The sequence below is a fragment of the Sunxiuqinia rutila genome (genome assembly GCF_050589705.1).
GTDB classification, from domain to species: domain Bacteria; phylum Bacteroidota; class Bacteroidia; order Bacteroidales; family Prolixibacteraceae; genus Sunxiuqinia; species Sunxiuqinia rutila.
In genome coordinates this window covers 1-18,476 of record NZ_JBNGOT010000015.1, presented here as the reverse complement: position 1 = coordinate 18,476, position 18,476 = coordinate 1, and the positions used below count along the sequence as shown (strand labels likewise).

The window sequence follows — 18,476 nt, the reverse complement described above, 5'->3', positions numbered from 1 at the left end:
GATAACCGGATGTGGCAACAGGTATAAAATGAATAAAGAACGGATCGAACAGCTGATTAAGTCATTAAAAAAGAATCGAATTGAAGCCAGCTATTTCCTTACGAAACAAGAATTGGTTGATTTCTTTGTGGAGAACTTAAAACCTGACATGATAGTTGGCACGGGTGATTCTCTGACGCTCGAACAAATGGGGATATTCGATCTTTTGAGAACAAGCAACATTCGCTTCTCGATAAATACCGAAAAGACCTGACAAGAGAAGAAAAGGATCAACTCTACCGGGATAATTTTTCGACAGACCTCTTTCTGAGTGGGATTAATGCCATTATGCTGGAAGGTAAAATCTTCAATTTGGATGGAAACGGAAGCCGGGTGGCTCCAATTATTTTTGGCGCTAAAAAAGTGTTTCTTGTCGTTGGAACCAATAAAAATGTTGAGAATGACGAAGAGGCCATCGCGCGAATAAAAAACATTGCGGCTCCGATTGACGCCCAACGACTGAATAAAAAGACACCGTGTACTAAAACTGGGGAATGTATGGATTGCAAATCGGTGGATGAAATCTGTAACTACTACACCATCATCCAGGGGCAATTTGACCAGCAACGAATAAAAGTACTTCTCGTTAATGGTCAATACGGATTTTAGAATGCGCTTCTCAGGGGGATTGACGGATGGAACGGGGCTTAAAAGCAAGCCTTATTTTACGGCTACCAGGCGAATGATATGAGCTGTTCCCTGGTGAAATTCGCCTTCGTCCAGCTCCACTTCGGCTTCGCTGATTTTCAGGCTTGAAAACCCGGCAAAATCGGCTTGCAGTTCTTCTTTCGAGAAGAGCATATCCACATTTTTAGGGCCGCCGGTGTTGTTCTGAATTTGGGCCTTGGAGAAGCCTTCCAGAATCAGGGTGCCACCTTTTTTGAGATACGAGCTTAGCTTGTGGTGGTAGGCCTGCCGGTTAGCCGGAGGCATGTGGGTATAAATCAGGGCCAGGCAATCGAAGGATTCGGTCTGCAGCTCAATGCTGTCATACGAATCAATCCGGTAATCCAGTTCAACCTGTTGGCGGGCCGCCAGCTGTTCCGCCTTCTTTTGGCCTTCACTGCTCGAATCAAAGGCGGTTACCTGCCAGCCCATACGGGCGGCAAAAACAGCGTTTCGGCCTTCGCCCTCACCCGGGAGTACCAATTTCCCGGGTGAAAGCTTTTCCAGTTCCTCGCTGAAAAATTGATTGGGCGCAGTGCCGTAAACATATTCCTTGGTTGCAAAACGTTCGTTCCAAAAATTACTCATACGCTTGTTTTGGCTATTCAAACAGGGTAGGAGCGCAAAAGTTTAGTAACGCCATTTGTTGGCCAGAGCCACCAGGGAAAGCATTACCGGAACTTCGACCAAAACACCGACCACGGTAACCAAAGCCGCTGGCGACTGCAGGCCAAACAGCGCAATGGCTACTGCCACGGCCAGCTCGAAAAAGTTGCTGGCACCAATCATGGCAGCCGGCGAACAGATGGCGTGAGGCAGCTTTAACTTGCGTCCGCCAAGCCAGGCCACAAAAAAGATAAAGTACGTTTGAATGATCAGCGGAATGGCGACCAGCAAAATGATTAGCGGGTTAGCCGTAATGGTTTCTCCCTGAAAAGCAAAAAGCAAAATCAAGGTGAGCAGTAAGGCCACAATGGAAACCGGTTTGAACTGAGGCAGAAGCACCGATTTAAACCAGGCTTCTCCTTTCCGGCGGATGAGAACCTTGTGCGTAAGATAACCGGCAAGCAGCGGAATAACCACAAAGATGAGGACACTGGCTACCAGCGTGTCGTAGGGAACCTGCACATTGGTAATGCCCAGCAAAAAGCCCACAATCGGGACAAAGGCCACCAAAATAATCAGGTCGTTGACCGATACCTGTACCAGGGTGTAGTTGGGATCGCCATCGGTGAGGTAGCTCCACACAAAAACCATGGCGGTGCACGGTGCAGCACCCAGCAAAATGGCTCCGGCAATGTACTCGCCGGCCAGCTCGGGACTGATAAAGGCTGCATAGATTTTGGAAAAGAAAATCCAGGCAAAAAAGGCCATCGTAAAAGGCTTAATCAGCCAGTTGATCACCAATGTCAGCAGCAGGCCCTTGGGGCGTCTCCCCACATTTTTGATGCTCGAAAAGTCCACCTGCAGCATCATGGGGTAAATCATCAGCCAAACCAGGATAGCCACCGGAATATTCACTTTAAACACTTCCCACCGGCTTAAAACAGCCACACTTTCGCCTGCAAAATTTCCAATAAGAATGCCGGCTCCGATGCATAAGGCCACCCAGATGGTGAGGTATTTTTCGAAGAAGCCGATTTGTTTTTTCGTTTGCGTCATGAATGTTGTTCTTGTGCTTTATTTTGAAGCGTTAAGGGTAATGCTGAATATTCCATGGTTGCCCGATTGGTAGTCTTCCAACTCCTCCTTGCTGAGGTATTTCAACAGGACGTCTTCCGGAATTTCAATTTTCTTTTGTTTTTTCACCTCCGGCTGGCTAAAACCTTGCTGGCGGATGATGGTCAGGTAATCGTCGAATGGCAAAGCGCCAGCAACGCAGCCGGCATAAAGCTCAGCGGCTTCCTTTAACTTGTCGGGCAGCGTGCCGGTGATCACCACATCTGAAATGCAGAAATGGCCTCCAGGCTTTAAAACCCGGTAAATTTCGGAGAAGGCTTTAAACTTGTCCGGCACCAGGTTAAGCACACAGTTGCTGATGACCACATCGAAGGTATTGGCTTCCAGTGGCATGTTTTCGATATCGCCCAGGATGAAGTCAATGTTTTTAAATCCGGTTTTGGCCAGGTTCTGACGGGCCTTTTGGATCATGGCTTCCGTGAAGTCGATTCCGGTAACCGTACCTTCTTCGCCCACCAGGCTGCGGGCAACAAAGCAGTCGTTTCCTGCTCCGGAACCCAGGTCGAGCACCCGGTTGCCTTTTTCGATACCGGCAAATTCCGTTGGAAGACCACAGCCCAGGCCCAGGTCTGCCTCCTGGTTGTAGCCGGAAACGTTTTGGTATTCATCCCCAATCATGCTGAATTCGAGTTCGCCACAGCAGCTTGTTCCGCTGCAGCAACCCGTTTGAGTGGTCAGAAGGCTTTGGTTGGCAATGCTGCCGTATTTTTCCTTCACCACGCGTTTTAAATCTTCGGCTTTCATAATCTCAATTTGATAATTTGTCGATTGAAATGTTTTGAAAATGACTTAATCAGCTTCTTTTGCTGCAATTTTCATTTCCCATAATCTTCAAATTATTTCATTTTCAAATTTTCCTCATAAAATTTCCAAAAACGTTCTTTGATCTCATCCCGCACCCGGATAAATTCGCTCCAAATAAATTCGTCGGTGCCCACCGCGTGTGAAGGGTCGTCGAAGCCAATGTGTAGTCGGTGTTTGACTTTGCCCGTAAAGGCCGGGCAGCTTTCGTTGGCGCCACCGCAAACGGTAATGACATAGTCCCACTCATCATTCAGGTATTTTTCAACCGAATCGGACGTGTGGTGACTGATGTCCAGTCCGATCTCTTTCATGGCGGCTACGGCCTGCTGGTTCAGTTTTCCGGAAGCTTCAGTTCCGGCAGAACATACTGTCAGTTCGGGGTTAAACGATTGTAAAAAGCCATGAGCCATTTGGCTCCGGCAGCTATTGCCTGTGCACAGAATTAATACTTTCATACCTTTAAAATTGGACCCTGGATTTATGCGTCAGACCTTGCATTGGGGTTTATCGGCTACGCTTTTGTCCGGGTATTCTACTATTTATCTTTATTGATGTTCGTTTACTTGTTGTATGTTTTTTGTTTATGGCCCTTCCATTGGTGTCGGTTCCTTTGGTTGGCAATTGGGAGCCGAGCAACTGCCAAGTTCGTCAAGAAAGCCATTGAGCTTTTCTCGTACATGTTGAATTTTTTTGGTATTCAGGCAGTAACTGGTTTTTACGCCTTGAATTTCACCTTGAATGAGCCCCAGCTTTTTCAGCTCCTTTAAATGCTGATGAACGGTTGTGCGGCTTAGGGGCAGTTCATCCGAAATATCGCCGGAGATGCATTGCCTCGTTTCGGCCAGATAGTTTAAAATGGCCAAGCGGGCAGGGTGTCCCAGCGCCTTATAGATGGCTGCGGTTTCCTGAAGTTCCTGATCAAACAAAGTAACTTTTGTCATTGCTGCATGATTTTAATGACGCAAATATACGACGTAATGAGGTTGGTCGTATTTTTACGTCATTAAGTTTCGATTAAACTTTTCGGCTTCAGGATTTGATCTTTTCAAACAACCCCACGAGTTTGGTTTGATACATCGATTTGATTGCGGCTTCGTGCTCGCCAAGCGGTTTCACCGGAATCAGATCCATCACTTCTTCGGGCGTCAATCCGGCATCGAAATACAAGCGGAGCGCCTTTTTCAACGAAGCGCGAATAGCCCGGTTGGCTTCCTCTTTCGACAGGCCGGTTTGTTCGGCGATGTCCTGCATGGTTTGCCATTGAAACCAGAAGTAGGTGGGCAGCATGGCCGAAACCACGGCATAACTTTCGAGCTTGCTTTCTTCGGTTATAAAGATTTTCCCGAGGATATTCAGAAATCGCTTGATCTTTTTGCGGTCTGCTTTTTCAAGGGGTTCCTCAAAGGCGATGGGGTTAAACCCATCGTTGTTGTAGGAGGTGGCATTGGGAATCATCCGCGCCAGCAGTCGGGTATTCAGCTTTGAAGCCAGTTGGGCAAGGGTGATTTTGGGAGCCAGCGAAATGACTACCGTGTTCTTGCCAACAACTTCTTTGATTTGCTCCAGGGTTTCCATAATTGCTGGTGGATGAAGGGCGATAAAAACAATGGGCTGACTTGCCGCCTGCAGTAAATCGCCGTCATGAACAAAGTGAAATTGTTCTCTCAATTTCTCGACCGCTTCCGGTTGGGTGTCATAAACGACCACCTCGTCAAAAACTTCGTCGAAATTGGTAAAGGCTCTCAGGATAATGTTGGTGATCCGGCCACCACCGATAAAACCCAATGACTTTGTTTTCATGATGAATTGATTTTATGGTTTTTAAATAACTTACAAAATCCAGTTAAACAGATAGCCAAGTGCAATAATGAATACGGTAATTGTTCCAAAGAAGATGCCAATAAGCTTCCACTTCATGACTTTTTTGAGCAAGGTGGCTTCGGGCAGCGACAGGCCAACCACAGCCATCATAAAGGCAATGCCGGTTCCCAGCGGAACACCTTTGGCCACAAACACCTGAATGACCGGAACAATGCCAGCCGCATTGGCATACATGGGCACCGCAAATATAACGGCTAAGGGCACCGCATACCACTTGTCGGCCGACAGGAATTCGGTGAAGAAATTCTCCGGCACATAACCATGCATGCCGGCTCCAATGGCAATACCAATCAGAACATACACCAGCACCTTGCGCACAATGTCCCAGCCTTCGTGGATAATGCTTGGCAGCCTGTCGATGAAAGGTGTTTGGTCTTCTTCCCACTGGGCTGCTTCCTGCTTCGAAGTGGCTTGAATTTCCCTCACCCAGTCGCTGAGGTAAGCATCCAGCTTGAGTTTGCCCAGGATAAAACCGCCAACCGTTCCCAACAGAATCCCACTGATGGCATAAATCAGGGTGGCTTTAATGCCGAACAGGCCCAAAAACATTGCTACAGCAACTTCGTTGACCAACGGTGAAGTAATTAAAAAAGCCAGGGTAACACCCAGCGGAATGCCTCCCTTTACAAATCCAATGAACAGCGGGATGGAAGAGCAGGAGCAAAAGGGCGTGATGGCTCCAAAAACAGAGGCCAGCAGGTATTGAAGCCCATATAGCTTTTTGGTCGTCAGATAATCGCGCAGGCGTTCGATGGGGAAATAGGCATTGACTAAGCCCATGAGGGAGCTGATCAGAAATAAGAGGATCAGTATTTTGATGGTGTCGTAAATGAAAAAGTTGATGGCTGCCCCAAGGTGCGTTTTAGCCTGCAAGCCGAATAAATCGTAAGTCAGGTAATTGACAAGGGGTTGAAGAAAGTAATACAGCCCTCCCAGCAGCGGCAGGATGAGTACGATAGCAGCAATCAGCTTTATTTTTTTATTTGTTTGCATTGAAATTAACGTATAAGTAGTTCGCCGATCTACGAACAATAGATTCAAATTTTTTTATAGAAACAGTGCCCAGGTATAGTAGCTACCCACGCCAATGAATAAGACGGCTACCAGGCGGCGAAACCAGGTCTCAACGATCTTCATTCTGTTGTAAACACTTCCGAGCGAGCCTATGGAAAAGGCAATGAGCCAGGCAAAGATAATGACCGGAATCCCTGTCCCCAGAGCAAATATTAATGGCAGATACAGCCCGGAGGCACTGCTGATGGTCATGGGAATAAGCATGCCGAAATAAAGCACACCACTGTAAGGACAAAAAGCCAGGGCAAAGACCATTCCGAGCAGCAAAACGCTCCAAAAACCGTTGTGCACTTTGTTTTCCATACGGTCAGAAAGAGCTCCAAGCCCCGGAATACGGATGAAGTTGAACACACCAAGCATCACTAAGCCAATAAGAACGAGCAGGGGACCCAGAAGCTTTTCGCCCCAGCTCTGAAAGAAGCCTTCCAGCTGAAACTGTTCGGCACCAATGAATAAAAGCAGTCCAAGGGCGGAGTAGGAGATGGCTCGTCCAAGGGTGTAGATGAGCCCGTTGTAAAAAACGGTTTTCCGGTTCTCCAAATCCTTACTGATATACCCAATAGCTGTAATGTTTGTCGCCAAAGGGCAGGGGCTGATGGCTGTCATCAGTCCCAACAGAAAGGCCGACAGCAAGGGGAATTGTGCGTTTTCCAGCAGATTTTGCAATAATTCCATGAGCTTAATTCATTGAGTCGATGGTCTCCTTGAGCTTGGCTTTCAGTTTCTCCGGCTTGGTGCGCGCATTCAAAAAAGCCGTGTTGGTCAGGTTTTCCACCTGGTCGCCTTTCACGATCAGCAAGGTTTGTCCGCTTACCTTGTATTTTTTGAGTAAGGGGTTTTTGTTGTCTTTCTCGCGATCGATGGATTGAAGTTTCACCTGGTCGCCATAATAGGCTTTCAATGCTTCCCGGGTAACTTTTTCAACCGCTTCGCAGGTGGCGCATCGCCGGGTAGCATGAAAGTAATAGGCTTTCACTTCGCTTTTGTCAACTTGTGGTGTCACTGCCGTTTGCTGATTGGCTTTTTCAGCCAGTTGAGGTTTGCAACATTGCGCATTGGCGACCAGCAGTCCGCCTCCCAGGGAGATAAGTAGAATAAGGGCTAGTTGTTTCATTTTGTTTGTATTTGTTGTTCCAATAAGGTTTTTAGTTCAGAAACACCGGGCACCTTTCCTTTGATTTTGACGATACCATTAATCATTAAAGCAGGGGTTCTCATGACACCCAGATTCATGATCTCTACAATATCTTCTACTTTGGTTACCGTAGCGTTGATGCCGCTTTCAGCAACGGCTTCGCGGGTTGCTTTTTCCAGGGCTCTGCACTTAGCGCAACCTGTTCCCAGCACTTTAATTTCCAGTTGAACTGGTTTTAAACTTTGAAAATCCATTTGTTCTAATTGTTAATGTCTGGGTTTCGTGGAAATACGAACGATCAGACTAAATTTTTTATCGATTCATTAATTTTTGAAACAAGTCCTGCGCTTTGAGCCAGTTTTCCCGGTTGATGCAATACTTCACCTTGGGTGCTTCGGTTTCGCCTTGAATGAGGCCGGCCTCTTTCAGCTCTTTCAAATGTTGCGAAAGGGTTGATTTGGCAATGGGCAACACTTCGGATAAATCGCCACTGTAACAACAGGCTTGGCTGTTCAGCAATTCCAGTACATAAAGTCTTACCGGATGCCCCATGGCTTTGGCAAAGCGGGCAAGCTGCACTTGCTCATCGGTAAATACCTGGTTCTCTTTCATGATTTCATGTTCGTAGATTGACGAACAAAGGTAATGTGTTTGCTTGAAACGGAAAACCGTTAGACCAAAAAAATCATTGTCGCATCAACTTTTTTGTTATTTGTCAGGTAGCTAGCGTTTGATGTTTTGTCCCACAAAGGGAACGAGGAAACAAGTGATTATGGGTTTGCCAGGCGCAGGAGCGATAGCTGGCAACAGGCTATGACTTTAACCGGACCCTAAAGAATAGCTCTTTCTTTTTTACTCTGAATAATTGTAATATTTTTGTCGATGGCTTTTCTCGGATTAAAATTCTGTTCAAGAGAATTGGACGCTGGGAATTTTGAACGCGATTAAAGCCTGGAAACCAAAAAGAACTCTAATTTTTAGCAGATAATTAAAATGGAAACAAGAAAACTTATTACAAGTGTTGAGATTGCGGTGGGCAGTCTGCTGCTTATTTTTATTGCTTATGGGTATTACCTGGGGCACTTTGTTAGTCATGAAGCTTTCTGGGACTTTGTTCGGGAAGATGGCCCGGTAGAGTATCCTACGGCAATATTTTTGCTTTTCTGCAGCTTCATTGGCATTTACCGCGTTTATCAGTACCGCACGCTGAAAAAACCACTTTGGCTGTTAACCTGGGGAGCAATGGCTTTCTTATTTTTCTTTGCAGCGGGTGAAGAGATTAGCTGGGGACAGCGTATTTTCGGCATTGAAAGCAGTGAGTTCTTTTTAGAGCACAACAAACAGGCAGAAACCAACTTGCACAACCTGATTGTTGGCGGACAAAATATTAACATCCTGATTTTCTCACGCTTGATGTTTGTGGTGCTGATCGTTTACTTTGTTTTCTCGCACCTGTTGGTCAAAAAAGTGGCCTTTGTCAGAAGACTGGTCAACCAGTTTCGTGTACCGCTACCTAAAACACAGCACCTTGTTTTGATGGCTGTATCAACGGTAATGGTTCTTTTAATTGCGCTGAAGAAGGAAAGTGAGTTGCATGAATTGTCGTTCGCTTTTGTATTTTTCCTGATTTTCCTGAATCCGTACAAAGTGAAAGAAGACTAAGAATAGTCACGAATGTGTAAGCATTCTTACAATACTATATCATGCGAAAGCACCTCACAACGAGGTGCTTTTGTGTTTTTAGCAGGTTTGACCCAGCGCTTCAGGCTTTGCGTCTGATCTAAGTGAAGCTTTATCATTCGATTAGGAAGATGCCTTTTCCAGCTGGTGAATAATCTTGTTGATGCAAGCCAGGCACAAGCAACCGTCAAAGCTGGCTGCAATAAAGTCCTGCGCTGTCTCCGGAATCGTTATTTGCTGACACTGGCACGAGAGGCTTCGGGTGCATTCAATCAGCTGCCCACAGTTGGCACATGCGTGTTTTTCGTACTTGTTGTTCATGTTGAGCGTTTCAATGACTATTCGGCCGCAAAAATGCATTAAAAACGAATAGAATGGAAATAAGTTTTCAATTCCGAAAGTTGAAGAAACAAAAAGGCCGGCTCCTTTCGGAATTCCGGCCTTTGTTGTTATTTAATGAAGTTTGAATCGTAGTCCGAAATAGGTTTTCCGGCCAAAGATGGGCCCCCAGACCAGTGAGCTGTCAAAGTACGGACTGAAGGGTTGATCGCTGGCCAGAATCGGGTTGGGCTGTTTGTAGCCCGCCAGATTTTCCATACCCACATAAAGCTCGAATCGCTCATTCCAGGTTTTGCTTATCTGAGCATTCATCAGGAAGAAATCAGGCGAATGGCCCGCCAATCGGTAGTTTTCAGGATTTGAACCGGTGTAGGGAATCCGCTTTTCCCCTTGCCAATTCAGCGTGTAATCCAGCTTCCAGTGGTTTTGGGTTTCATAGCCAAAATTCAGAAAAGCCCGGTGTGTGGCTTGCAAAGGCTTCTGAAGCAACTGATCGCCATAGGTGGTTTGGACATCGAACCAGCGGTAAGCCAGTCGCATATCGAGGCGCCTGAGCACTTCATAGTCCAGTTGCGCCTGAAAACTGTTGGAGTAGGACTCTCCATTCAGCTCGTAAAACAAGGCTTCTTGGGGGCTTTGCTCCAGGTCAAGAATCACCTGCTTGCTAAAGTCAGTCCGGTAAAAGTCAATGCTGACGGCGCCTTCGCGGTAATCCAGCATAAATTTTTGGGTGAGATTAAGCCCCAGGTTCCAGGCTACCTCTGGTCCAAAACCGTAAGGGTTTCCGTTGTTTTGCCCTTGGAAAATCAACTGACGTGAGCTGGCTAAAACCCCGGTATTTTCAGCCAGGATGCTTGCGGTGCGTTGCCCGCGCCCTGCAGCCAAACGAATAACCGTTTGCTCAAACGGAGCATAGCGAATGTGCAGGCGAGGGGTGACAAAAACGCCGAACAGGTTGTGGTAATCGGCGCGCAGTCCGGCCACCACCGTAAGTTGTTCCGAAGGAAGGTAACTGTATTCAAAATAAGCTCCGGGTACCGTTTCTTCTCGATTGAAGGTGGTATCATTCAGCTGCTCATCAAAGTGATCGTACTGAAAGGATAGGCCGGTTTTAAACTCATGCCTGGTGTTTCCCAGAATGCTTTGATACACGAAATTCGCATAGCCTGATTGCTGTCTGGCATCGTAGCGGTTTAAGCCAAGGTAGCTGTCTTGCTTGTGCGTGCTTCCGGCCAGCTGCAGGCCCGCTGACCGCCAGGGATAGGCTTCAAAAACCTTTCCCAGTTTGGCCCAGCCTTCCAGACGACGTATTTTCATGTCCATGCCCCAGGCGTTGGTGGTCAGGGCATCTTCCGGACGAAATTCCATCTGACCGCCCTGGTTGTTCATCGTGGTTCCTTTTACCCCGGCCTGAAAGCGCAATCCGTCATCCCCGAAATATTTCCACCGGTTCAAAAGGGTGTAGGTGTCGCCAATGGGCATATCCATAAACCCATCGTGGTTATGATCCAGCTTGCTGGAGTTGTCTTTACCATGCAACAGCAAGGCCGTTGACCATTTCTCGTTTTTAAACCGGTGCGCCAGGTTCAGGTTGGCTTCCAGCCGGCTTTCGGTGTTGGCAAACAAGTTTAGGTACAGGCGCTCGGCCTCTTCCGGCTTGCGCAACTCTACGTTAATTTGTCCGGCAATGCTTTCATAACCATTCACCACCGATCCGGTTCCCTTGTTCAGCTGAATGCTTTCAATCCAGGTTCCCGGAATAAACTGCAAGCCATACAAGGACGACAAACCCCGCATATCGGGGATGTTCTCGCGGGTCATTTGCACGTAAGGGCCTGCCAGACCCAACATTTGAATTTGACGGGTGCCGGTTACCGCATCGGTAAACGAAACATCAATGCTTGGGCTGGTTTCAAAGCTCTCGCTGAGGTTGCAGCAAGCCGCTTTCAGCAACTCTTTTTCGCCAACCTGCTCTACCTTAATGGAGCTGAGCATGGAAACCGTGGTGGTCTTTTGGCGTTTCACCACATCCACACCAGCCAGCTCCACCGAGGCGCTCAAAACAACCACCGGCTCTTCTCCCGGCACAATGGTCAGGGTATCGTTTTGGTAACCCACATAGCTAAACACCAATTGGTTGGTTTGCGTGGTGCGTTCGAGTTGAAAATGTCCTTCCGCATTCGAACTGGTGCCCATCGTGGTTCCGGCCCAGTATACATTCACACCAACAAGCGGTTCTTTTTTTCCGTCTTCGCTGTTTTCCACTACCTGCCCGCTTACCTGGTTGGGAGCCGCTTGTGCCCATCCCCAGTAAGGAGCGAAAAGTAGCAGAAAAAGCAACCATTTTCTCTGCTTCATGTCCTCTGTTGTTAGTGAATTGCTTGTCCTTCACGATATTTACAGCAATCATGCAGCTTTTGGTAAGCTTCGTCAGTTGCCTTTACCTTTTGGGTGTCGTGTCCCGCTTTGGCAATGGCTTTGTGAATGCTTAACTCATCGGTTTTATCCGGACGATAAATGACTTTAATTTTTTGCTTTTTCTTGTCCCACTGGGCTAGCTTTACCCCTTTGATTAAAGCGGCTTTTTCAATGCGCTTTTCGCACATCTGGCATACGCCGGACACCGTAAATTCCAGAGTGGTTACCTTCTTTTTGGCGGTTTCGTTGGCGGATAAGCTGAGTGTGCACAAAACGGCAACAACGAATAAGGATGTTTTTATGATCAGTTTCATTTATTTTGACTTTGAACCAAGGTATAGACCATCAATTTATCCGATGTATGGGGGCTTTTCAGCAGGGGTGTTACCCGTTTAAAAGCGCCGGCTCGGCTGCCTGGTAACAGAAAATTCTACCTGAAGAAATACCCAATAATTGGATGTTCGATGCCTTGGTTGTTTGTAATACGATTAATTTGAATCCGCTGTCAATCCTTCCGGATGACAGCACGTTGAAGGGTTCAATTTCGAATTACCCGTAGTAAATGAGTGAGCAAAAGAGCAGCCAGGCTGGTTGCTCCAAAGGGGGAGTGGGCGTGAGTGCCCGACTGTGGGTTGGGGCTGGTGCGGTCGTCAATGCCTGATCGGTCTCTTCCGCAGGCAACAGGCTCAATACCAGCGGCTGCATGTCTAATCGCGGGCTGGAAACAAGCCGGAGCTCATTGTCGAGCTTTAAAAATTGGGCCTCGTCCTGGCAGCACGATTGATCGGGGCCGGTATCGCCACAGCAGCATGAATCGTTGGCGGCATATAAATCGACTGATTCCAACGCTCCCTGGCAATAATGCACATTGACCGCCAGCCCTATGGTTAGCGTCAAATAGAAGATGGAGAATACGATGGATACCAGTTTTTTCATGCAATCGCTTTTAGCCTCTAATAACAGAAACTTGCTTTTTATGTTCGCCAAATATATAAATAACACCTCTTTATTCAAGCTTCCCGGAAAGAGGGAATGCTCCGCAGGTATAGAATTGGAGAACCCGAACGGCTTACGTGTTGTTATAGTCAGATAAAAAATACAAATGCCCTTTTGGACATACCCTGTGGTTTGATTTTACTCGTATAGTTTTGGGTGAAGCCGGAAAGGGCGTGTGCGATTAGTTTGAAAGAAGCGATTAATGAGAAATATATATTATCAGTTATCAGATCCCAAAGAGTGGTATGAGCTTTTGGCCCAGAAACTTCCTTCGGTTATCGAGGGGAATCAGATAACCTTGGATCCGAAGATGGGCGATGGCCGGTCAATTTATTTTAAGGTTCAGGAGGGCTTGTGGGCGCAACAAATGGATTTTAAGTTGAATGAAGACCTGCAGTTGAACCGAATTCCTCATCAGAAAAACGAATTGTTTCTGGTTGATTTTTACCTGTCGAACTCACAAATTCAGCATAAATCGAAAGAGCACAACTTTACTTTGGGCTTTGATAACATGAATGTGTTGCTGACTTCGGCAACAACAGAATCGCAAATTCTGGTCAAAGCGCATGAGCCGGTTCGGATTTTCAATTTGCTGTTCACCCATAAATGGTTGGACGAAAATGTTCTGGTAGATGAAACAGGGATGTGCAATTTTTTTGAATGTAACAGCCCCATTTACATCTCTGAAAATCTGGATTACCGTTTTTCAGACCTGATTAAATCAATTGACTTGCGGCATTCTGATCGCTTAACTTCAATTTCTGTCATCTTGCAGATTTTGGATTACCTGTTTGTGAAGCTGAAGCGGAGACGTTTAAATACACCGCCGAAGGCAAACATTCATCACAAAGATTTGGAGCAATTGATGAAAGTGCGTGAGTCGATCGATGCCAACCCGATTACGGAAGTGTCGCTGGAGCAACTTTCGGAGCAGGCCGGCATGAGCCTGACAAAGTTCAAACGACTTTTTAAAGAGGTGTTTGGCACGTCTCCGTATCAATACTACCTGCAAAACAAAATGGGCAAAGCGATGGAAATTTTGACTAAGGGAACCTACACGGTTTCCGAGACCGGGTTCATCTTGGGCTATGCTAACTTAAGTCAGTTTTCCAAAGCGTTTAAAAATCATTTTGGCATCCTCCCAAGCCAGGTTGAGCCTTAGCACAAACTTGATCAACTTTAGCGGGACATCGTTGTTAATCTTCTTTTTAAACAAGGGGTATTCGATGATTTGATCCCTTTGAACGACGAGGAATACGTTAGTCTATCCCATGAAGTATTGGCTCCATTTGAGCTTTTAGGAGTAGCAAGTGGTCTTTCAGGAGTAACAAGATGCATTACCAATGAGGTACTTTTGTCGGGTCGATGAAAGTTCAGTTAATTCGTTAAGCAATGAAAACAATTCAAAACCTATTAGGAACGGCTCCAACACGTAGTGGAGACAACCGGTATACGCCATCCAGCTTAGCCAGGAGGCTGTCGGTTAAGCGTACGACGGATTATCAACCGGTGAGGTATAAAAACCGGAATGAGGATCAGAATCGGAAGATACTGGTAATCGGAACAGAAGAGGGGCTTCTGCCCATGCAGAATGGCAAGCAGTTTGAAACCGGAAATCATCCGGTTGAATTATTTGTTCCTTTGTTGCACTGGGAGCAGGCTGGCTTTGGTTTCGACTTGGCGACGCCAACGGGGAAGCTGTTGCAGCTGGAACACTGGGCCATGCCCGAAGAGGATGAGCATGTGATGCGTATCTATCGGCAAAACAAGGCCCAATTGGCTCGTCCGCTTGACCTGCGCGATGTTGTGGAGTCTGGCTTGTTCGAAGATTCGCCTTACCTGGGCGTATTTATTCCCGGAGGACATGGAGCTGTTTTGGGATTGCCGCAAAATACCGATGTCAAACGGGTCATTGAGTGGGCCTTGGCGGAAGATAAATACCTGATCTCCATTTGTCATGGTTCGGCAGCTTTGTTGGCAGCCGGCATGCAGGAGCCTCAGGGAAACTTTGCCTTAAAGGGATACCAATTGGCTGCTTTCCCGGATTCGATGGATAAACTGTTGCCAGCTTTAGGTTATTTGCCGGGAAAAATGCCCTGGTTGTTTGGCGAAAAGTTAAAGGAACGAGGAATGAAGATAGTCAATCGCACGGCCAGCGGAAAGGTCTGTCAGGATCGCAAGTTGCTGACTGGCGATAGCCCGATGGCTGCGAATAAATTGGGGCAATTAACAGCTGAAGTATTGCTTCAGGAAATTAATTCAAAGTAATTCATTTTAAGAGATGAAACTGGAATCAATCAACAAAATTTTACTGTTTTTTTCGTCAGCTGTATTGCTGCTTATTGCCTTATCATTTGGAGGTAATCCCCAAGCATGGGTACCGCAGTTTTATGGTGTAGAAGTAGCTAACGTGCAGGCTGCCCATACCTTTCGATCGGTGATGGGCTTGCTGCTGGGTGTGATTGGATTTTTACTCTACGGAGCAATCAATAAGCGGTATACCATGGCTGCCTTGCATGTTTTAATGTTTGCCATGTTTGGCTTGGTTGCCGGCCGTGTAATTAGCTTACTCCTTGACGGAACTCAGCTGGGGTTAATCTTCTATGTGTATGTGAGCATGGAGCTGATGACAGGAATAATAACTGCCCTTTTAATACGATATCATATTAACAACAATAGCAATAAATAAAACGATGAAGAATACAGATTTTTTAGACCAATTAAGTACGCGTTATGCTACTAAAGCGATGAACGGGGAGAAAGTAGCAGAAGACAAAATCGAACGCATTTTGGAAGCCGCCCGATTGGCTCCAACTTCCAGCGGATTGCAACCCTTTGAGATATTGGTGATCACCAATGAGGAGATGAAGCAAAAGATTCGGGCGATAGCCTTTGATCAGCCTCAAGTTACTTCGGGCTCACACCTGCTGGTTTTTGCCGCCTGGGACAGCTACACACCCGAACGCATCAATCGTATGTTTGACCTGACGAATGAAGTTCGTGGTACACGCAACGAAGGTTGGGAAAATTACCGCCAGTTCTTGCTAAACATGTATGGCCAGCAAACCGAGGAGCAGCATTTCACACATACGGCTCGTCAAACGTACATTGCCTTTATGGCGGCTATTACCCAGGCCAGCTACGAGCAGGTGGACCACACGCCGATGGAAGGTTTTGATCCGGCGGCCTTGGATGAATTGCTTGGGCTGCGCGAAAAAGGCTTGCGAAGCACGCTTATGCTGCCGCTTGGCTATCGCGATGTAGAAAAGGATTGGTTGGTTAACCTGGTGAAAGTCAGAAAACCGCTAACGGAATTGGTAACTGTTATTGATTAAGGAGCTAAGCATGAAACTCTCCGCATTGGATTTATCCGTTGTTCCACCATCGGGTGATCGGCATCAGGCCTTAATGAACACCCTGGATACGGCAAAGAAGGTGGATGAATGGGGTTACACCCGTTTTTGGATGGCCGAACATCATGCGACAGGGACAGCAGCCGGAAGAAGCCCGGAAGTGCTGATTCCGCTTGTTGCGTCACAAACCAGCCAGCTCAAAGTTGGCTCGGGAGCGGTGCTGTTGAACCATTACAGTCCTTTTAAAGTGGCCGAAGTGTTCAATACCCTGGAGGATTTATTTCCCGGGCGTATTGACATGGGAATTGGCCGGGCAACCACCGGGCCGGTGAGCGATTTGGCTTTGCAGCGACATCGGTCAGCTTACCGGCCCAGTGCCGATGACTCGGCAGAGCAGCTTCAGGAATTAGTGCAATGGATGAACAACAGTTTTGAGGGGGATAGCCCGTTTTCCCAAATTCAGTCGTATAACAATGGGAGTAGCCCGAACTTTTGGCTGCTGGGCTCGAGTTCGTGGAGTGCCATGGCGGCTGCGAAACTGGGCTTGCGCTATGCCTTTTCGGGCTTCATCAATCCTATGCAGTCGTATGGTATTTCACAGATCTACCACCAGCAGTTTACTCCGGCAAAAAAGGCTTCGGGCTTGCAAAAGCCGGAATTAATGTTGGCGCTCAATGTGTTTGTAGCCGAAACGGAAGAAGAAGCCAACCGCTTGTCGGCACCTTTTCAGCTGTTTGAGCATCGCTTGCGCAGTACGGGCGATATTCAGAGCTTGCTGGAGGATGAAGATACGGCCATTCGCCTGCTTGGCGGACTTCGCGAACCGGAAATGCTGACTAATCCACAACAGCCGCCGCGTGTTTTAATTGGAACGCCGGATCAAGTGCACGATTGGTTGATGCAGATCGGTGAAGCGTATGAAACGAACGAGCTAATGGTACACACCTTAAGCTCGAACCACGAAGCACGGCTGCGTTCCTACCAATTGCTGGCAGATGCCTTTAAGCTTAAGTAGCGCAGGAATTGCTGATTGCTAAGGATTCGCTAGCCCGGTACTTTTTGCGCTTTGGGCAAAAGCATCGCAAAAACTTCCCCTTAAGATGGACTCAGCTTTCATCTTAAGGGGATTTTTGTTGTCGCATGTTGACAGCCCGTTCATCGGAGCGGGAAGGGGCTCCTGACTTTTCGGGCCAAAAAAAGCCCCGTTTCCGGAGCTTTTTACCATGAGTTATCTCAATCCTAGTTATTCTGCCGATTCTTCGGCCTCGGTTTCTTCATCTTCTTCAATGGCTTCCTTCGAGCCGTAGATCACGTAGTCGTTGTAATAGGCCTCGTTTCTTTCTTCCCAAATCTTTTTGCCCACCTCGCAAATCTCGGCTATCTGCGTGTAAATGGCATTGGCTTTCTCTTCGCGCTCAAATGTCTTGGCTTCCCGGTTCGAAATCATTTTCTTTTGCTCATCAATGGCATCGTCCAGCTGCCGGGTGGTCGTATCCAGGTTGGTAAGCATCTCTTCGGTAATGTTTGGGCGTTCCAGTTTATCCAGCATCTGGCGGCAGGTGGTACTTACATGGTGTGCAAAAATAATCAGGTCTTGCTCCTTCATGGTTTGGATTTTGCCAAAGCGCAGCGCCCGGTAATCCACCGATTGCTCGCCCAAAGCCAGTTTGGCCCGGAAACGCAGGTTAATCAACTGGTCGGTCAGGCTTTCCAGGGCTTTCTTCTTAGCCTCGGTTTGCAGCATTTGCTGCCCCAGCCAGTAGTCGTCCGAAGGCAACTGGCGAAAGACGTCTACATTGGCCTTCAGATCGGCACGGTAGCTATCCTCGTAGCCCAGCGCGGCAAATTCGGCGGCATCGCGCAGCAGCAGGCTGTCAATGCGGTCGGCACGTTGTGTCAGTGTGCCAAAGCTAAAATTAAATTTGGTGGTCATCGTTGTACGTTTTAATTGTTTAATCAGGTTGATAATTATGATACAAATTACGGCTCTTCACTTAAAATTAAAAGGCATAATTCAATCCCTGAGCCTGTTATCGAACATATTTTATGGCGAGGTAGCCGTGTTGATAGACCGCCATTTAGGGCTTGTAGAAAGCAATTTTGATGGGGTAGCAGCCCATTTGAAGGGGGTAGACCCCCAAAATAACCTATAAAACAGCTTTTTTGCTCTTTTTTTAGTCAAAAACCTCCTTTTCTGACAAGTTTAGTTGGTAAATGACCCTACCAGACAGGTAAATGACCTTACCAGAGAGGTAAATGAGTCTACCAGAGAGGTGGAGTTGCTACATTTGAACGGACAGTAGGTTAAGATATGATTGTTATGAAAATTGTATCTTAGAATTATGAGTAGA

The 18,476-nt window shown here is 47.1% G+C and carries 22 protein-coding genes and 1 pseudogene; 7 read left to right on the top strand and 16 right to left on the bottom strand.

Annotated features, from left to right (window positions below; all coding sequences use genetic code 11):
- The first annotated feature begins 28 nt into the window (after positions 1–28).
- Positions 29–648, top strand: a pseudogene (locus tag ACRD6K_RS16360) (lactate utilization protein).
- 51 nt (positions 649–699) lie between these two features.
- On the opposite strand, the gene ACRD6K_RS16355 reads toward ACRD6K_RS16360, so the two are convergent.
- The 11 genes from ACRD6K_RS16355 to ACRD6K_RS16305 all read right to left on the bottom strand — a co-directional run bounded on the left by ACRD6K_RS16355 (position 700) and on the right by ACRD6K_RS16305 (position 7,951).
- Entirely contained in the window at positions 700–1,293 is a 594-nt protein-coding gene (locus tag ACRD6K_RS16355) for a class I SAM-dependent methyltransferase (RefSeq protein ID WP_430974143.1), read from the bottom strand.
- Between the two features lie 42 nt (positions 1,294–1,335).
- The gene (gene arsB, locus ACRD6K_RS16350; protein WP_299582967.1) at positions 1,336–2,367 is read right to left on the bottom strand and encodes an ACR3 family arsenite efflux transporter; all 1,032 of its coding nucleotides are present in this window, start codon (positions 2,365–2,367) and stop codon (positions 1,336–1,338) included.
- Between the two features lie 18 nt (positions 2,368–2,385).
- The gene (gene arsM / locus ACRD6K_RS16345; RefSeq protein ID WP_430974142.1) at positions 2,386–3,189 is read right to left on the bottom strand and encodes an arsenite methyltransferase; all 804 of its coding nucleotides are present in this window, start codon (positions 3,187–3,189) and stop codon (positions 2,386–2,388) included.
- A gap of 92 nt (positions 3,190–3,281) precedes the next feature.
- On the bottom strand, positions 3,282–3,704 hold the full coding sequence (locus tag ACRD6K_RS16340) for an arsenate reductase ArsC (RefSeq protein WP_430974141.1): 423 nt from the start codon (positions 3,702–3,704) through the stop codon (positions 3,282–3,284).
- Between the two features lie 126 nt (positions 3,705–3,830).
- Positions 3,831–4,190 carry an ArsR/SmtB family transcription factor gene (locus ACRD6K_RS16335; RefSeq protein WP_430974140.1) on the bottom strand — a complete coding sequence of 120 codons (360 nt, stop codon included), beginning with the start codon at positions 4,188–4,190 and terminating at the stop codon, positions 3,831–3,833.
- Between the two features lie 88 nt (positions 4,191–4,278).
- The gene (locus tag ACRD6K_RS16330; protein WP_430974139.1) at positions 4,279–5,049 is read right to left on the bottom strand and encodes a pyrroline-5-carboxylate reductase family protein; all 771 of its coding nucleotides are present in this window, start codon (positions 5,047–5,049) and stop codon (positions 4,279–4,281) included.
- A 30-nt stretch (positions 5,050–5,079) separates the two neighbouring features.
- Complete coding sequence (locus ACRD6K_RS16325; RefSeq protein ID WP_430974138.1) at positions 5,080–6,123, bottom strand: permease; 1,044 nt, start codon at positions 6,121–6,123, stop codon at positions 5,080–5,082.
- A gap of 54 nt (positions 6,124–6,177) precedes the next feature.
- Positions 6,178–6,879 (bottom strand): aromatic aminobenezylarsenical efflux permease ArsG family transporter, encoded by a 702-nt coding sequence (locus tag ACRD6K_RS16320; protein WP_430974137.1) that lies wholly within the window; start codon positions 6,877–6,879, stop codon positions 6,178–6,180.
- A 4-nt stretch (positions 6,880–6,883) separates the two neighbouring features.
- Complete coding sequence (locus ACRD6K_RS16315; protein WP_430974136.1) at positions 6,884–7,318, bottom strand: nitrophenyl compound nitroreductase subunit ArsF family protein; 435 nt, start codon at positions 7,316–7,318, stop codon at positions 6,884–6,886.
- Positions 7,315–7,593, bottom strand: coding sequence for a thioredoxin family protein (locus ACRD6K_RS16310; protein WP_299582943.1), 279 nt, complete (start codon positions 7,591–7,593; stop codon positions 7,315–7,317). Before ACRD6K_RS16310 ends, ACRD6K_RS16315 begins: the two co-directional genes overlap by 4 nt.
- Before the next feature lie 58 nt (positions 7,594–7,651).
- The gene (locus tag ACRD6K_RS16305; protein WP_299582940.1) at positions 7,652–7,951 is read right to left on the bottom strand and encodes an ArsR/SmtB family transcription factor; all 300 of its coding nucleotides are present in this window, start codon (positions 7,949–7,951) and stop codon (positions 7,652–7,654) included.
- A 381-nt stretch (positions 7,952–8,332) separates the two neighbouring features.
- Here ACRD6K_RS16305 and ACRD6K_RS16300 point away from each other — a divergent pair, with 381 nt between their 5' ends.
- Entirely contained in the window at positions 8,333–9,001 is a 669-nt protein-coding gene (locus tag ACRD6K_RS16300; RefSeq protein ID WP_299582937.1) for a hypothetical protein, read from the top strand.
- A 141-nt stretch (positions 9,002–9,142) separates the two neighbouring features.
- On the opposite strand, the gene ACRD6K_RS16295 is transcribed toward ACRD6K_RS16300, so the two are convergent.
- The 4 genes from ACRD6K_RS16295 to ACRD6K_RS16280 all read right to left on the bottom strand — a co-directional run bounded on the left by ACRD6K_RS16295 (position 9,143) and on the right by ACRD6K_RS16280 (position 12,763).
- Positions 9,143–9,340 carry a cysteine-rich CWC family protein gene (locus tag ACRD6K_RS16295; protein WP_430974135.1) on the bottom strand — a complete coding sequence of 66 codons (198 nt, stop codon included), beginning with the start codon at positions 9,338–9,340 and terminating at the stop codon, positions 9,143–9,145.
- 132 nt (positions 9,341–9,472) lie between these two features.
- The gene (locus ACRD6K_RS16290) at positions 9,473–11,716 is read right to left on the bottom strand and encodes a TonB-dependent receptor (RefSeq protein ID WP_430974134.1); all 2,244 of its coding nucleotides are present in this window, start codon (positions 11,714–11,716) and stop codon (positions 9,473–9,475) included.
- A gap of 11 nt (positions 11,717–11,727) precedes the next feature.
- Complete coding sequence (locus ACRD6K_RS16285) at positions 11,728–12,090, bottom strand: heavy-metal-associated domain-containing protein (RefSeq protein WP_430974133.1); 363 nt, start codon at positions 12,088–12,090, stop codon at positions 11,728–11,730.
- 235 nt (positions 12,091–12,325) lie between these two features.
- Positions 12,326–12,763, bottom strand: a complete 438-nt coding sequence (locus ACRD6K_RS16280) for an HYC_CC_PP family protein (protein WP_430974132.1) — start codon at positions 12,761–12,763, stop codon at positions 12,326–12,328.
- A gap of 211 nt (positions 12,764–12,974) precedes the next feature.
- Here ACRD6K_RS16280 and ACRD6K_RS16275 point away from each other — a divergent pair, with 211 nt between their 5' ends.
- The 5 genes from ACRD6K_RS16275 to ACRD6K_RS16255 all read left to right on the top strand — a co-directional run bounded on the left by ACRD6K_RS16275 (position 12,975) and on the right by ACRD6K_RS16255 (position 17,140).
- Positions 12,975–13,934 carry a helix-turn-helix domain-containing protein gene (locus tag ACRD6K_RS16275; RefSeq protein ID WP_430974131.1) on the top strand — a complete coding sequence of 320 codons (960 nt, stop codon included), beginning with the start codon at positions 12,975–12,977 and terminating at the stop codon, positions 13,932–13,934.
- Positions 13,935–14,164: 230 nt separating this feature from the next.
- Positions 14,165–15,040: a type 1 glutamine amidotransferase family protein gene (locus ACRD6K_RS16270; RefSeq protein ID WP_430974130.1), complete on the top strand. Its 876-nt coding sequence runs from the start codon at positions 14,165–14,167 to the stop codon at positions 15,038–15,040.
- 13 nt (positions 15,041–15,053) lie between these two features.
- Positions 15,054–15,461, top strand: a complete 408-nt coding sequence (locus ACRD6K_RS16265) for a DUF4345 domain-containing protein (RefSeq protein ID WP_430974129.1) — start codon at positions 15,054–15,056, stop codon at positions 15,459–15,461.
- Positions 15,462–15,465: 4 nt separating this feature from the next.
- The gene (locus ACRD6K_RS16260; protein ID WP_299582916.1) at positions 15,466–16,107 is read left to right on the top strand and encodes an NAD(P)H-dependent oxidoreductase; all 642 of its coding nucleotides are present in this window, start codon (positions 15,466–15,468) and stop codon (positions 16,105–16,107) included.
- 10 nt (positions 16,108–16,117) lie between these two features.
- Complete coding sequence (locus tag ACRD6K_RS16255) at positions 16,118–17,140, top strand: MsnO8 family LLM class oxidoreductase (RefSeq protein ID WP_430974127.1); 1,023 nt, start codon at positions 16,118–16,120, stop codon at positions 17,138–17,140.
- A gap of 228 nt (positions 17,141–17,368) precedes the next feature.
- Here ACRD6K_RS16255 and ACRD6K_RS16250 read toward each other — a convergent pair whose 3' ends face one another.
- Positions 17,369–18,058 carry a hypothetical protein gene (locus ACRD6K_RS16250; RefSeq protein WP_430974126.1) on the bottom strand — a complete coding sequence of 230 codons (690 nt, stop codon included), beginning with the start codon at positions 18,056–18,058 and terminating at the stop codon, positions 17,369–17,371.
- Positions 18,059–18,476 lie beyond the last annotated feature (418 nt).

Excerpts from the sequence above, each read along its gene's own strand:
- ACRD6K_RS16355 (WP_430974143.1), bottom strand. The coding sequence starts at position 1,293 with ATGAGTAATTTTTGGAACGAACGTTTTGCAACCAAGGAATATGTTTAC.
- arsB (WP_299582967.1), bottom strand. The coding sequence starts at position 2,367 with ATGACGCAAACGAAAAAACAAATCGGCTTCTTCGAAAAATACCTCACC.
- arsM (WP_430974142.1), bottom strand. The coding sequence starts at position 3,189 with ATGAAAGCCGAAGATTTAAAACGCGTGGTGAAGGAAAAATACGGCAGC.
- ACRD6K_RS16340 (WP_430974141.1), bottom strand. The coding sequence starts at position 3,704 with ATGAAAGTATTAATTCTGTGCACAGGCAATAGCTGCCGGAGCCAAATG.
- ACRD6K_RS16335 (WP_430974140.1), bottom strand. The coding sequence starts at position 4,190 with ATGACAAAAGTTACTTTGTTTGATCAGGAACTTCAGGAAACCGCAGCC.
- ACRD6K_RS16330 (WP_430974139.1), bottom strand. The coding sequence starts at position 5,049 with ATGAAAACAAAGTCATTGGGTTTTATCGGTGGTGGCCGGATCACCAAC.
- ACRD6K_RS16325 (WP_430974138.1), bottom strand. The coding sequence starts at position 6,123 with ATGCAAACAAATAAAAAAATAAAGCTGATTGCTGCTATCGTACTCATC.
- ACRD6K_RS16320 (WP_430974137.1), bottom strand. The coding sequence starts at position 6,879 with ATGGAATTATTGCAAAATCTGCTGGAAAACGCACAATTCCCCTTGCTG.
- ACRD6K_RS16315 (WP_430974136.1), bottom strand. The coding sequence starts at position 7,318 with ATGAAACAACTAGCCCTTATTCTACTTATCTCCCTGGGAGGCGGACTG.
- ACRD6K_RS16310 (WP_299582943.1), bottom strand. The coding sequence starts at position 7,593 with ATGGATTTTCAAAGTTTAAAACCAGTTCAACTGGAAATTAAAGTGCTG.
- ACRD6K_RS16305 (WP_299582940.1), bottom strand. The coding sequence starts at position 7,951 with ATGAAAGAGAACCAGGTATTTACCGATGAGCAAGTGCAGCTTGCCCGC.
- ACRD6K_RS16300 (WP_299582937.1), top strand. The coding sequence starts at position 8,333 with ATGGAAACAAGAAAACTTATTACAAGTGTTGAGATTGCGGTGGGCAGT.
- ACRD6K_RS16295 (WP_430974135.1), bottom strand. The coding sequence starts at position 9,340 with ATGAACAACAAGTACGAAAAACACGCATGTGCCAACTGTGGGCAGCTG.
- ACRD6K_RS16290 (WP_430974134.1), bottom strand. The coding sequence starts at position 11,716 with ATGAAGCAGAGAAAATGGTTGCTTTTTCTGCTACTTTTCGCTCCTTAC.
- ACRD6K_RS16285 (WP_430974133.1), bottom strand. The coding sequence starts at position 12,090 with ATGAAACTGATCATAAAAACATCCTTATTCGTTGTTGCCGTTTTGTGC.
- ACRD6K_RS16275 (WP_430974131.1), top strand. The coding sequence starts at position 12,975 with ATGAGAAATATATATTATCAGTTATCAGATCCCAAAGAGTGGTATGAG.
- ACRD6K_RS16270 (WP_430974130.1), top strand. The coding sequence starts at position 14,165 with ATGAAAACAATTCAAAACCTATTAGGAACGGCTCCAACACGTAGTGGA.
- ACRD6K_RS16265 (WP_430974129.1), top strand. The coding sequence starts at position 15,054 with ATGAAACTGGAATCAATCAACAAAATTTTACTGTTTTTTTCGTCAGCT.
- ACRD6K_RS16260 (WP_299582916.1), top strand. The coding sequence starts at position 15,466 with ATGAAGAATACAGATTTTTTAGACCAATTAAGTACGCGTTATGCTACT.
- ACRD6K_RS16255 (WP_430974127.1), top strand. The coding sequence starts at position 16,118 with ATGAAACTCTCCGCATTGGATTTATCCGTTGTTCCACCATCGGGTGAT.
- ACRD6K_RS16250 (WP_430974126.1), bottom strand. The coding sequence starts at position 18,058 with ATGACCACCAAATTTAATTTTAGCTTTGGCACACTGACACAACGTGCC.